Raw genomic sequence first — 12,744 nt, 5'->3', positions numbered from 1 at the left:
AGAGGTTCGCGTAGGTTTCGCGTCAATCCAGAGAGAGTCAGATGTTCGTCGATCGCGTTCTTGTGAGAGTGGAAGCCGGCACGGGTGGTTCGGGGCAGACCTCGTTCCGTCGCGAGAAATACGTGCCCATGGGTGGGCCCGATGGCGGCGACGGTGGCCGTGGCGGCGACGTGATCGTGCGCGCCGACCGCAACCTCACCACGCTGCTCGACTACACCTACCGCGACTCGTGGAAGGCGGAGCGTGGCCAACACGGTGAAGGTTCCAACCGTACCGGACGCTCCGGAGAAGACGTGGTGCTGCCGGTACCTCCCGGCACCATCATCCGCGACAGCGACAGCAAGGAACTCGTCGGCGAAGTGCTCGAGCACGGTGACGAGTTGCAGGTGGCCAAGGGTGGGCGCGGGGGGAAGGGAAATGCCTTCTTCGTCACCGCCACCCACCAGTCGCCGCGCGAGTGGCAGCCGGGTGAGGAAGGGCAGATTCGTACGCTCGAGCTAGAGCTCAAGCTGATCGCCGATGTGGGGCTCGTGGGGCAGCCCAATGCCGGGAAGAGCACACTGCTCTCGGTCATTTCCGCGGCACGCCCCAAGATTGCCGATTATCCCTTCACGACGCTGTCGCCCAACCTCGGCGTCGTCCCCCTCAGCGACCATCGCTCGTTCGTCGTGGCCGATATCCCCGGCATCATCGAGGGGGCGCACGAAGGCAAGGGGCTCGGGCTGCAATTTCTCCGGCATGTCGAACGCACTCGACTCCTCGCGTTCCTCATTCCCATCGACGCGTTGGATTGGCAGGCGGAGCTCGATCAGTTGCGTCACGAGATCGCTTCGTATTCGGCGGAGCTCGCGGCCAAGCCGTTCTGCGTCGTGTTCTCCAAGCTCGACTTGCTGGGAGAGCACTACATCCCCGAGATCGACGCGCGCGATGCCTATGCGATGTACGCGATCAGTGCCGCCGGACGTCAGGGGCTCGATGTGATGCTTGATGGCTGGTGGAGCAAGCTGCTGGCCATGCGCGCGCAGGCGTTGCAGCCGGAGAAGGATGCCCAGCTCCTTCCCTGAGGCGGTGCGTTGCCTCACCGCTGCGGACGAGGCCTTTCCGCTGGCGTTGCGTGACCTCAAGGCCGTCCCCCGTGCGCTCTGGGTGCACGGTACGCTGGCGACCGCGGAAGCGCCCGCCGTCGCCATTGTCGGCACGCGTCGGTCCACACCGTACGGTGAACGGGTGGCAAAGACCATCGCGACCCTGTGTGCGCGACATGGCGTCTGCGTGGTCAGTGGCCTCGCGGCCGGGATCGATGCGGCCGCGCACACCGCGGCACTCGAAGCGGAAGGGCGCACGGTGGCCGTGCTGGGGACGGGGATCGATCAGGTCTATCCGCGGGCGCATCGCGCCCTGCAGGCACGCATTGCGCGCGAGGGGCTGCTCCTGAGCGAGCATGGCCCTGGAGACGCCGGGCATGCGGGGGCGTTCCCGCAGCGCAATCGCTTGATTGCCGCGCTGGCCTCAGTCGTCGTGGTGGTGGAGGCGCCCGAGTCGAGCGGTGCGCTCAACACGGCGCGGTACGCGCGGGAGCTCGGGCGCACCCTTGCGGTCGTGCCGCATCCCATCGATTCGCCAGCGGGGCGGGGCAGCAATCTGCTCATCAAGTCCCACGACGCCGAGCCGCTTCTCGCCCCGGAGGACGTGCTCGCGTTGCTCGATCTGCAGGCCACGCCCACGGTGGGTCTCACGCTCGACGGCGATGCCGCCGCCTGCTGGGATGCCCTCCGCAGCGGGGCCGCCACCGTGGCGGCCATCGCTGCGCAGACCCGCTTGCCCTCGCGGCAGGTAACGGCGCTGCTCGCACTGCTCGAGATCGACGGTCTGGTCACGTTCGATGCGGCGGGGCATGTGCGCCCCGCCAGCATGCTGGCATGACCCTCGGGCAGCCACGCGATCCGCACGAGGATCGGTCCGGGGCCCAGCATGTGCCGCCTCAGCCGGGTGGCCGGCGCTACGAGCATCTGTACCTGCACGTTCCCTTCTGCGCCCGTCGCTGCAGCTACTGCGATTTCGCCATTGCGGTGCGTCGGGACGTCCCGTGGCACCAGTTCGCTCAGGCCGTCTCACGCGAGTGTGAAATCAGACGAGTCGGGGAGTGCAGCGGGATGCTGCGCACCGTCTATCTCGGCGGCGGGACGCCCTCACGGCTTGGCGCTGACGGCGTCGCCGCCACGTTGCACGCCCTCCGCGATCACGTAGCGTGGACTGACGACGCCGAAGTCACTCTCGAGGCCAATCCCGAGGATATCTCCGCCGACGTCGTCGCACGGTGGCGAGCAGCGGGCGTGAATCGCCTGAGCATCGGCATCCAGAGCTTCGATGACCTGGTGCTCTCGTGGATGCACCGCGTGCACGACGCGGCTGGCGCTGCGACGGCCGTCCGTGAGGCCCGCCGTGGTGGCATGGTCGACTTCTCCCTCGACCTGATCTTCGCCACGCCCGACCGTCTGGCCCGCGACTGGGCGGCGGATCTTGAACGCGCCATCGCGCTGGAGCCCGCGCATATTTCGCTCTATGGCCTGACCGTGGAGCCGCAGACGCCGCTCGGACGGTGGCATGCGCGTGGGCAGGAGCAGGAGGCCCCCGAGGAGCGGTACGAGCGCGAGTTCCTGCTTGCGCACGAGACCTTGCGGGCGGCCGGTTACGAGCACTACGAGGTCTCGAACTTCGCGCGTCCCGGGCATCGGGCCCGCCACAACAGTGCCTACTGGCGCGGCGTGCCGTACCTCGGCCTCGGCCCCTCGGCCCATGGGTTCGACGGGCGCACCCGTCGGTGGAACCGTGACGCCTTCACCGCGTGGGAGCGTGCCCTCGGCACACTGACCGATCCGATCGGAGGTGAGGAGATGCTCACGAGCGAGAACCAGCTGGCGGAGCAGGTGTATCTTGGGCTGCGCACCGTCGATGGTCTCGCCGTGTCGACGGTGGAAGTGGCCCACGTGGACGCCTGGCGCCGTGCGGGATGGGTGGAAGTGGTCGACGATGCTGGCGGGGCGCGCCTGGTCTGTACTCCCCACGGCTGGTTGCGTTTGGATTCTCTGGCCGCCGACTTGACAGCCTTTCGAAGCCGTTCGTAGGCTTCGCCTTCTATGGCACGCGATATGGCGCACAGCGGTGAACTCTCTGAGCGGGAGCGGGAAGTGCTCGAGGCGGTGATCCACAGCTATGTGGCCACCGCGGAGCCGGCCGGCTCGCGCACGCTGTCGCGCCGATTCGGCCTGGGGATTTCGCCGGCCACGATCCGCAACACGATGAGCGACCTCGAGGAGAAGGGGTTTCTCTTCCATCCGCACACCTCGGCCGGGCGCATTCCCACCGACAAGGCGTACCGCACGTACGTGGACTCGCTGATGCGGGTCGATCCCCTCTCGGGGGAGGACCAGCGCCGCCTTCAGGAGGAAATTCTCGGCGGCGGCTCGGCGATCGAGACCATCCTTCGCCGCGCCGCACAGTCGCTCGGGGTGCTCACGCAGGAGCTGGGGGTCGCCCTCGGGCCGCGTCTCGATCGCGCCACGTTGCGGCAGGTGGAGCTCGTGCGCGTCTCGTCGGACCGGCTTCTCATGGTGCTCACATTGAGCGGTGGGGCTGTTCGGACAATCTTCGTCGAAGTGCCGGGCATCATTGCCGATGAGGCGCTAGTGGGCGTGACGATCGTACTGAACGAGCGGCTGGCTGGTCTCACACTCGATCAGGTACGTACCTCGCTGGTAACCCGATTGCGTGATGTGACCACCACGCCGGAAGCCGCCGAGTTGCTCAATATCTTCGTGCAAGAGGGCGATCAGGTTTTTGCGCGCGCGGCGACGGAGCCGCTCGACACGGTGGTGCTCGGCCAGCCGTCGTTGCTGGCCGATCAGCCGGAGTTCGCGAGCGGTGAGCGCCTGCGCCAGTTGATCGCCCTGACGGAGACGCGGCAACAGTTGGCCACATTGCTCGAGTCCCGCTCCGGCGGTCCGGGGATCTCCATCACCATCGGCAACGAGCATGGCGACCCCCGGTTCGAGCCATTTACGGTGGTCACCGCCGAGTACCATGTGGGGTCGCTGAGCGGGGTGATCGGGGTGATCGGCCCCACCCGCATGCCCTACGACAAGGTGATTGCGCTCGTCGATCACACCTCGAGGTTGGTCTCAGACCTTCTCTGCTGATCGCGCACTGGGCCCAATGCGCGGGGAGCCACGGGGGCGCCGTCGGATGCGCGGCACGCCCACGGGGAGGCAACTGTGGGCCCGGCTGGGTTAGCTTTCAGGGTCCGTTCAGGTTTCCCGGCAATTGCAGATATCCCCATGGCTGACTTCTACGCGGTCCTCGGCGTACCGCGCGACGCGTCCGACGACGACATCAAGCAGGCGTACCGCCGTCTGGCGATGCAGTGGCACCCCGACCGCAACGGCGGATCGAAGGAGGCCGAAGAAAAGTTCAAGACCATCACGGAAGCGTACGACGTCTTGCGCGACTCACAGAAGCGCGCGGCGTTCGATCGCTACGGCGAAGCCGGGCTGCGTGGCGGTGGTGCCCAGTCGGCCTATGAGCATGTGGATCTGTCCGACGCGCTCAACATCTTCATGCGCGATTTCGGCGGTTTTGGCGATCTGTTCGGTGGTGCCGCGGGCGGTCGTCGGGCTGGCGCCCGCAGCGGCGCGGACATCAAGCTCCCATTGCCGCTGACGCTGACCGAAGTGGCCACCGGCGTGGAGAAGACGGCGGTGGTCAAAGTGCTTGACGCCTGCGACAAGTGTGAAGGCTCGGGCGCTGAGCCGGGCACCAGACCCCAAGGCTGTGGGACCTGCGGTGGCGCCGGCGAAGTGCGACGGGCGCAGCGGTCGTTCTTCGGGCAGTTCGTGTCGGTCGCGCCGTGCCCCACGTGTGCGGGGGAGGGCGTGGTCGTGTCGAGCCCATGCAAGAAGTGCCGCGGCGAGGGGCGCGTGCGCGCCGATCGTACGCTCAAGATCACCATCCCCCCCGGCGTGGCCACCGGTCAATACATGACGCTGCGTGGCGCCGGCAATGTCGGGCCGCGTGGCGGTACGCGCGGTGACGTGCTCGTGGTCTTCGAGGTCGACGACGATGAACGATTCGATCGTGATGGCGAAGACCTTTTCTGCGAAGCGTTGGTGACCTACCCGCAGCTCGTGTTCGGGGCCGACATCGCCGTGCCCGGCTTGACCGGCGATCTGGCGCTCCGCGTGCCGGCGGGCACCCAGAGCGGGACCGTGTTTCATCTCCGTGGCCGCGGGTTACCGCGGGTGAATGCCAGCGGTACCGGCGATCTGCATGTGAAGGTGCAGCTCTGGACGCCGCAGGCGGTCGACGGGGAGGAACAGCAGTTGATCGAGCGGTTGGGAGTGCTGCAGGGGAAGGCGCCTGAGCGTCGGGAAAAGGGCTTCTGGTCCAAAATGAAGGAGGCGCTCGGTGCCTGAGTCGAGTGGTGGGGCGGGGCCGGTTGACCATCCGGGGCACGCGGCCAACGAAGCTGGTCGGTGGATCAGTGTGCGGGTGCAACCGGGGGCGGACGCCGGCGCGCGCGACGCTTGCCTGGCCGCACTGTTCGCCGTCGGCGCGCAGGGTGTGCATGAGGACGGCCGCGCGCTCGTCACGCACTTTCCACCGCACAGCGCTCTTGAGGCGGTGCACCGCGCCGTCACGGAGGCCGACGAGCAGGCTGTCATCGAAACGGCTCCGGTGCCCCCAATCGACTGGAGCGAGGCGTGGAAGTCGCGCATCAGTTCGCACCAGCTCGGCCCGCTCACCGTGACCCCGCCGTGGTTGGCGGAGGGGATGGATCCCGCGACGACCATCGTCATCGATCCGGGGATGGCGTTCGGTACCGGCGAGCACCCGACGACGCGCGGTGTGGTGCGGTTGTTGCCGCGCCGGCTGCGCAGCGGTGACGTGGTGATCCTGTCGATCGCTGCGGCCAAACTTGGCGCGGCGCGCGTCTACGCGATCGAGCTCGACGCGGACGCGATTCCGGATGCGGAGGAGAACGTGCAGCGCAACGGGGTCGCCGATCGGGTCCATGTGTTTGAAGCGGATGCGGGGGCGTTGCTGCCGCTGGTGGCGCCGGTGCACCTCGTGCTCGCGAATATCATTTCGTCGGTGCTGATCGAACTGCTCCCACTCATCACCATGTCGCTCACGGAGGGCGGCAGCGCCATTCTGAGTGGCATTCTGCTTGAGGAGCGCGAGACGATGCGCGAGGTGCTCGCTGCGCATGGCTGGTCCATCCTCGAGGAAGACGCGGAGGACATCTGGTGGTCGGTGTCGATCGTGAGGGCGTAGCAGCGGGACGTCCGCAGTTCATTGCGCCGGAGCCATTCGCGGCGGGGGGGACCGTCACGCTCGACGAGGCATGCGCGCGGCACATGCGCGTGCTGCGCCTCGGTGCCGGCGCGGTCGTGGGGCTGCGTGATGGCCAAGGACGAATTGGGGCCGGGCAGCTGGTCGTGCTGACCAAGGCGCATGCCCAGATCGAGGTGACGGAAGTGGAGCGCCAGGAACCGCTGCCCCCGGTGCATCTGCTGGTGCCCGTGGCGGATCGGGATCGCATGTTGTGGCTCGCGGAAAAGGCGGCCGAACTCGGGGCCACGAGTTGGCGCCCCGTGCTCTGGCGGCGCTCGCGCAGCGTCTCGCCGCGCGGCGAAGGGGTGAGCTTCCAGGGGAAGGTCCGCGCGCGTATGGAAGGGGCGCTTACACAGTCGGAGGGGGCGTGGTTGCCTCAGCCCTATCCCGAGGCCAACCTCGAGCGCGCTATCCTCGCGGCGCCCGTGGGCGACAGGGTTGTCCTCGATCCTGCCGGCGAGCCGATGGTTGGTTCCGGTGCCCTGCTACTGCAGGCACCGATCATCATTGCCGTCGGCCCGGAAGGCGGCCTTGAACGCGACGAGCTCGCCCATCTTGAGGCCGCTGGATTCCGTCGGGTGAGCCTCGGCCCCACTATCCTCCGCTTCGAGACCGCCGCGATGGCGGCGCTGTCTATGGCCCGCACGAGTCTGGGGCGCCAATGGACGCCGGACTCACACCCGGGCGAACGCTTGGAGGCCCCATGAATGACGCGTGTATCTTCTGCCGAATCGTGGCCGGAAGCATCCCGGCCACGGTCGTCGCGTCCAACGAGCAGGCGCTCGCCTTCAAGGACCTGCACCCGCAGGCGCCGGTCCACGTACTCGTTATTCCCCGGCGCCATGTGGCGTCACTGGCGACTGCCGACGACCCCGCGGAGCTCGGGGCCGTGATGGCGCTTGCGGCCCAGGTGGCGCGGGACGCAGGGCTACCGGCGTCCGGATATCGGGTGGTTACCAATATCGGGAACGACGGGGGGCAGACGGTCGGGCACCTCCACCTGCACGTCCTCGGTGGTCGGGCGTTCTCCTGGCCTCCCGGGTGAGCTTGGGGTCGCTAAGCCCCCGTCGCACACGCAATTAGTTCACGAGCCGCGGCTTGACCCCAGACTCCGGTCTGCCTAGCATTAGAGGCTGGCCCGAAAGGGTCATTGCCCATTCCCTGACACGTCGCGGGTTTCTCGCGATCACACCCGAGGTTCAGTTTGTCGGAAGTCATCATCCACGAGGACGAGAATTTCGAGCGGGCGCTCAAGCGCTTCAAGAAGAAGTGCGAAAAGGCCGGCATCCTGTCCGACCTGCGCAAGCATCGTCATTACGAGAAGCCGTCGGAGCGCCGCAAGCGCAAGATGAACGCGGCTGTCCGCAAGAATCGCCGCACCCGTCAGGGGTGAGCAGTCCCGTGGACGCCAGCGGCACCTCGCTGCTGGCGCGGTTGCAGGCGGATCAGGCGGCCGCCCGACGGGAACAGCAGAAGGAGCGCGTGATGCTCCTCGGCATGATGGTGTCCGAGGTCAAGAACCGCGAAATCGAACTGCGTCGGGACGTCACCGACGACGACGTGCTCGATGTGATCCGCAAGGGCGTCAAGAAGCGCCGCGAGTCCGTCGACCTCTACGCCAAAGCCGGGCGCGCCGACCTGCAGTCGAAGGAGCAGCAGGAAATCAGCATGCTCGAAGCGTACCTGCCCGCCCAGGTGGATCCGGCGGAGGTACGTGCCGCAGTCCTCGCGGCCATCACGGGCGGTGCGACCAACGTCGGTGCGGTCATGGCTCGCGTCATGCCCGTCTTCAAGGGCCGGGTTGACGGTAGCCTCATCAACGCCATCGCGCGCGAAGAGCTCGCACGCGGGTAGCGCCGGCCGCTAGGTCGGGGTGAGCATTGCGTAACGTCGGCTCGATCCGACACCCTTGCGGGGCCCCATGAACGCGCACGCGCTCGGCATTCTCGAGTTTCCACGCCTGTTGGCGCACGTTGCAGGTCGGGCCTCCTCCGCCTCCGGCGCCGCTGCCGTGCGGGCGCTCGCACCGCGCACCGATCGCGAGTGGATCGAAGCGGAACATGCGCGCGTGAACGCGATGCGCTCCCTCGTGGTGTCCGAGCTTGGGTGGCCCACCGAACCCATTCCGGACCTCGGTGAACCGCTGAAGCGGCTCCGCATCGAGGGGCTCACGTGGACGGCGCTGGAACTCCTCCAGGGCGCCACGCTGCTGCGGTCGTCACGGCGGACTCGCGACGCGCTCCGCGATCCCCGGCGCCCCGCCATTACGCTCGCGTATCTCGTGGCATTTGCGCAGGCGCTCGTGGATCTGCGCGCTCGCGAGGAGGCCATCGCGCGCGCCATCAGCGAGGATGGCACCGTGCGCGATGATGCCTCCCCGGCGCTGCGTCGCGTTCGGAAGGAGCTGCGCCAGGCAGAGGGGGAACTGGTACGGCTACTCGAGCGCGAAATGGGGAAGCTCGAGCCGCATCATCAGGTCAGCGACCTCTCGGTCACCATGCGTAATGGCCGATGGGTCATGCCCATGCGACGCGAGGCGAAGGGGTACGTGGGCGGCATCGTTCACGACAGCTCCGGGACCGGCGCCACCATCTTCGTCGAGCCACCCGCCGCCGTGGAGTTTGGCAATCGGGTGCGCGAACTCGAGATCGAAGAACAGCGCGAGGTGGAGCGTGTGCTGCGCGAGCTCACCGACGAGATCCGTCCGTATCACGACGAGATCCTTGGTGCCTACCACGCGCTCGTGGCGCTCGATGCCCTCTACGCACGTGCGAAGTACAGCCTCGAGGCCAATTGCGCCTCGCTCGCCTTCGGCGCCCCCGCCGAGGGCCTCACGATCGTCGACGGTCGGCATCCGCTGCTCCTCGCCAAGGGAACGCCGGTCGTGCCGTTCGACCTCACGCTCACCGCTGACGAACGCACGCTGCTGGTGTCGGGGCCCAATACGGGCGGCAAGACGGTGCTGCTCAAAGCCATTGGCCTGTTGTGCATGATGGCACAGGCGGGCGTGCCGGCACCGGTTGGTGCCATGAGTCGGCTGCCGGTGTTCGACGACGTGTTCGCTGACGTGGGGGATGAACAGAGTATCGAGGCGAGCCTGTCCACCTTCAGCGCACACCTGAAGAACCTCGGCGAGATTCTGCGCTCTGCTACCCCATCCTCGCTGGTACTCATCGACGAGCTGGGATCCGGTACCGATCCCGCCGAGGGCGCAGCGCTCGGCGGATCGATTCTCGAAACACTCACCGGCCGTGGAACGCTCACCCTCTCCACCACGCACCTTGGCCAGCTCAAGCTGTTGGCCACCGAGGTCACGGGCGTGGTCAATGCGTCGCTGCAATTCGACGCCGTGCAGCTGGCGCCCACCTATCGCTTGCTGAAGGGGGTGCCGGGGCGCAGCTATGGCCTCAGCATCGCCCGCCGCCTGCAGTTGCCGGAAGAGGTGATCGTACGGGCCGAGGAGCGCCTGCCGGTTGGCGAGCGTGATCTGGCGGTACTGCTGGCTGATGTGGAGGCACGCGAATCCGCATTGACCGACCGCGAACGACTCATGGATCGCGAGAACGACAAGCTGCGCTCGCGGCTCGCCACGGTCAGTGATCGGGAGCTCAAGGTGCGCGAGCGGGAGCGCGAGGCTGAGCGCGCGGCGCGTCAGGAAGCGCGCCAGTACCTGCTGGAAGCCCGTGGGCAGGTGGAGCGGGCCATCGCCGACATTCGTGCCCGGGCAGCCGCTGAGAGCGAGGCCTTCGACGCGGCGGCGCGCGTGGCACGGCGAACCGTTGAGGAAGCGGCGGCGGCACAGGGTGCGGCCGCTGAGGCCGTGCACCAGCGTGCGGCGCGCGAGCGTGCCCGTGCCGATGAGAAGAAGCGCGGCCCGGGCTACGCGCACCGCCCAGCTGCCGCGACCCCTGCCGTAGTCGCGCCCCTCGTTGAGGGCGACCATGTGCTGGTGGGTACGCTCGGTGACAAGGTCGGGCGCATTATGTCGGTGCGGGGGAGTGAGGCGCGCGTCGCGGTCGGATCACTCACCGTGAACGTCCCCCTCACCTCGTTGTCGCGTACCAAGGCGGCCCCCCAGGCCGCGATTCGCCTGTCGCTCGGGGACATCCCCGAAGTGGAGCCGGTGCGCGAAGTGGACGTGCGCGGGCTTCGGGTGGATGAAGTCGATGACCAGGTACTGCAGGCCCTCGATGCCGCCGTGCGCAACGATCTTCGTGAGTTACGGATCATCCACGGAAAGGGCACGGGGGCGCTACGCGCCCGCGTCAGCGAAATGCTCAAGAAGGACACCCGGGTCTCGGGGTTCCGGCTTGGGGCCTGGAATGAGGGTGGCGCCGGTGTCACCGTGGCAGAACTCGCCTAGCGTGCATTGATTCCAGTCATGCGCCCGCGCCCATGATCCCCGACGAGACCGTAGAACAGGTCCGCACTGCAGCGGACATCGTCGAAGTCATCAGTGAATTCGTGCCGCTCAAACGGTCGGGGGGCTCGTGGCGCGGGCCGTGTCCGTTCCATCAGGGCAAGAACCCCAACTTCTCCGTATCACCGTCGACAGCCAGCTATCACTGCTTCGTCTGTCACGAAAGCGGCGATGTGTTCACGTTCGTCCGCAAACGGCTCGGGCTCGACTGGCCATCCGCGGTCAAGTTCATCGGGGAGAAGGTCGGCATCGAGGTGATCGATGCGCCGCGGCGTGCGCAGGCGCCGGATCCGAACGCGCCCAACTACGAGGCGCTCGCCGCAGCGGCCGAGTGGTTCCAACGCCAACTGCTCGATCACGAGGTTGGCCGCGCTGCGCGCGAGTATCTCGAATCGCGGGCGCTCGACCCGCATGCGTGGCAACGATTCGGGTTGGGGTTTGCACCGCGCGACGCACAGGCCCTGCGTCGCTACCTGCATTCCCTCGGCATCGACGATGCGCGGCAACTTGAAGCGGGGCTGCTCGTGCTGCGCGACGGCGAGAGCGAGCCGCGGTTGCGCTTTCGCGGGCGCGTGATGTTTCCCATTCAGGATGAACTCGGTCGCCACGTTGGCTTCGGTGGGCGCGCCATGGGAGACGATCAACCGAAGTATCTGAATAGCCCTGAGTCACCGGTGTTCCAGAAGCGCCGCACGCTGTACGGCTTGCACACCGCCAAGCAAGCCATGCGGCGTGCGGCGCGTGCGATCGTGGTGGAAGGCTATCTCGATGCGATCCGTCTGTCGCTCGCAGGTTTGGAGGAGGTCGTGGCGCCACTCGGAACAGCGCTGACCGAGGAGCAGGCCCAGTTACTCGTGCGCTACGCGGGCGATGTCTTCCTCCTCTACGACAGCGATGACGCCGGGCAAAAGGCCACCTTCCGCTCCGGACTCGAGTTGCTCCGCGCCAAGGCGAAGGTGCAGGTTGTTTCGCTCCCCGATGGTGAGGATCCGGACACCTTCGTACGCAAAAACGGTCGCGCCCCCATGGAGGCGCAGCTTGGTCATGCCATCGACCTCTTCGATCGACAGGTGCAATTGCTCGAACGGCGCGGCTGGTTTGCCGACCTTCGGCATCGGCGGTCTGCGATCGACAAGCTGCTCCCCACCATCCGGGCGGCGAAGGAACCGCTTACGCGCGACATGTACCTCGGGCGCCTCGCCGAGGCCACGCATCTCGACAAGGTCACGCTCGCCGCAGAAGCCGACGCGGTGCCGGAGATTGAGCGGCGTCGCAGCGCCCTGTCCGGGAGCGGCGGCGCGGGGGCGTTGGCGGAGGGCGAGGAGCCGCCGCCGTTCGATGGGCCACTCCCGGAGTATTCGGGCGTGGACGAAGGACGGATCGAGACCGCGCCGCTGCCGCCTCCCGCCTCTGATAAGCCGGTGTGGACGCCGGGACGCAAGCGCGGCTACAAGCAGGGGCCCGAATGGCAAGCCACCAACATCCCGCCACGCCCACGGCGTGACGAGCCGGTCGAACGGGCGCTCGTGCGTGCCATGCTGGTGGATCGCGGTGTGGCGGAGCGTGTGGCCGAGCGCCATCCGCCCGACGCATTCCGAGACGCTCGGTACCGTGAGCTCTTCGATGTGCTGCTCAACGCTCCCCTCGGCGACGATCTCGAGCAGATCGCCGAGCGGCTGTCGGCGGAGGCCGTGAAGGCCCTGCGGGATCTGACGGATGCGGGCCACTACGATCTCGAGGCCGCCGATATCGGCCTCAGTCTCAGCAAGCTCGATGCGCGCGTGCTGGAACTGCGGGTGGATGAGATCCGGGACGCCATGCGGACGGCGTCACGAGAGGCACAGGATACCCTCATGCGCGAGCGGCTTGAACTCGAGGCGGAAATGCGGCGGCTGCTACCCATGCGATCACCACGCGGCAAGCACAAGCCCTGA

General features: G+C 67.5%; 12 protein-coding genes. All 12 read left to right on the top strand.

Features of this window, described 5'->3' with window-relative positions:
• Positions 1-41 precede the first annotated feature (41 nt).
• The 12 genes from obgE to dnaG all read left to right on the top strand — a co-directional run bounded on the left by obgE (position 42) and on the right by dnaG (position 12,744).
• Positions 42-1,064, top strand: coding sequence for a GTPase ObgE (gene obgE, locus ACIQ51_RS04455; RefSeq protein ID WP_396203805.1), 1,023 nt, complete (start codon positions 42-44; stop codon positions 1,062-1,064).
• Complete coding sequence (dprA, locus tag ACIQ51_RS04450) at positions 1,045-1,923, top strand: DNA-processing protein DprA (protein WP_396203804.1); 879 nt, start codon at positions 1,045-1,047, stop codon at positions 1,921-1,923. Before obgE ends, dprA begins: the two co-directional genes overlap by 20 nt.
• Positions 1,920-3,125, top strand: coding sequence for a radical SAM family heme chaperone HemW (gene hemW / locus ACIQ51_RS04445; protein WP_396203803.1), 1,206 nt, complete (start codon positions 1,920-1,922; stop codon positions 3,123-3,125). The genes dprA and hemW overlap by 4 nt, the downstream gene beginning before the upstream one ends.
• 12 nt (positions 3,126-3,137) lie before the next feature.
• Positions 3,138-4,196, top strand: a complete 1,059-nt coding sequence (gene hrcA, locus ACIQ51_RS04440; protein WP_396203802.1) for a heat-inducible transcriptional repressor HrcA — start codon at positions 3,138-3,140, stop codon at positions 4,194-4,196.
• A gap of 138 nt (positions 4,197-4,334) precedes the next feature.
• Positions 4,335-5,468, top strand: a complete 1,134-nt coding sequence (dnaJ, locus tag ACIQ51_RS04435) for a molecular chaperone DnaJ (protein WP_396203801.1) — start codon at positions 4,335-4,337, stop codon at positions 5,466-5,468.
• The gene (locus ACIQ51_RS04430; RefSeq protein ID WP_396203800.1) at positions 5,461-6,330 is read left to right on the top strand and encodes a 50S ribosomal protein L11 methyltransferase; all 870 of its coding nucleotides are present in this window, start codon (positions 5,461-5,463) and stop codon (positions 6,328-6,330) included. The genes dnaJ and ACIQ51_RS04430 overlap by 8 nt, the downstream gene beginning before the upstream one ends.
• Positions 6,303-7,097, top strand: coding sequence for an RsmE family RNA methyltransferase (locus tag ACIQ51_RS04425; RefSeq protein ID WP_396203799.1), 795 nt, complete (start codon positions 6,303-6,305; stop codon positions 7,095-7,097). Before ACIQ51_RS04430 ends, ACIQ51_RS04425 begins: the two co-directional genes overlap by 28 nt.
• The gene (locus ACIQ51_RS04420; protein WP_396203798.1) at positions 7,094-7,435 is read left to right on the top strand and encodes a histidine triad nucleotide-binding protein; all 342 of its coding nucleotides are present in this window, start codon (positions 7,094-7,096) and stop codon (positions 7,433-7,435) included. The genes ACIQ51_RS04425 and ACIQ51_RS04420 overlap by 4 nt, the downstream gene beginning before the upstream one ends.
• 159 nt (positions 7,436-7,594) lie before the next feature.
• On the top strand, positions 7,595-7,783 hold the full coding sequence (gene rpsU / locus ACIQ51_RS04415) for a 30S ribosomal protein S21 (protein WP_291163493.1): 189 nt from the start codon (positions 7,595-7,597) through the stop codon (positions 7,781-7,783).
• Positions 7,780-8,244 (top strand): GatB/YqeY domain-containing protein, encoded by a 465-nt coding sequence (locus tag ACIQ51_RS04410; RefSeq protein WP_396203797.1) that lies wholly within the window; start codon positions 7,780-7,782, stop codon positions 8,242-8,244. Before rpsU ends, ACIQ51_RS04410 begins: the two co-directional genes overlap by 4 nt.
• Positions 8,245-8,311: 67 nt before the next feature.
• Positions 8,312-10,753, top strand: coding sequence for an endonuclease MutS2 (locus ACIQ51_RS04405; RefSeq protein WP_396203796.1), 2,442 nt, complete (start codon positions 8,312-8,314; stop codon positions 10,751-10,753).
• A gap of 32 nt (positions 10,754-10,785) precedes the next feature.
• Positions 10,786-12,744, top strand: coding sequence for a DNA primase (dnaG, locus tag ACIQ51_RS04400; protein WP_396203795.1), 1,959 nt, complete (start codon positions 10,786-10,788; stop codon positions 12,742-12,744).

The organism is Gemmatimonas sp., from assembly GCF_044344655.1.
Classification (GTDB): Bacteria; Gemmatimonadota; Gemmatimonadetes; order Gemmatimonadales; family Gemmatimonadaceae; genus Gemmatimonas.
Note: the sequence above shows the minus strand (reverse complement) of the source record. Positions and strands in the feature narration are given on the sequence as shown.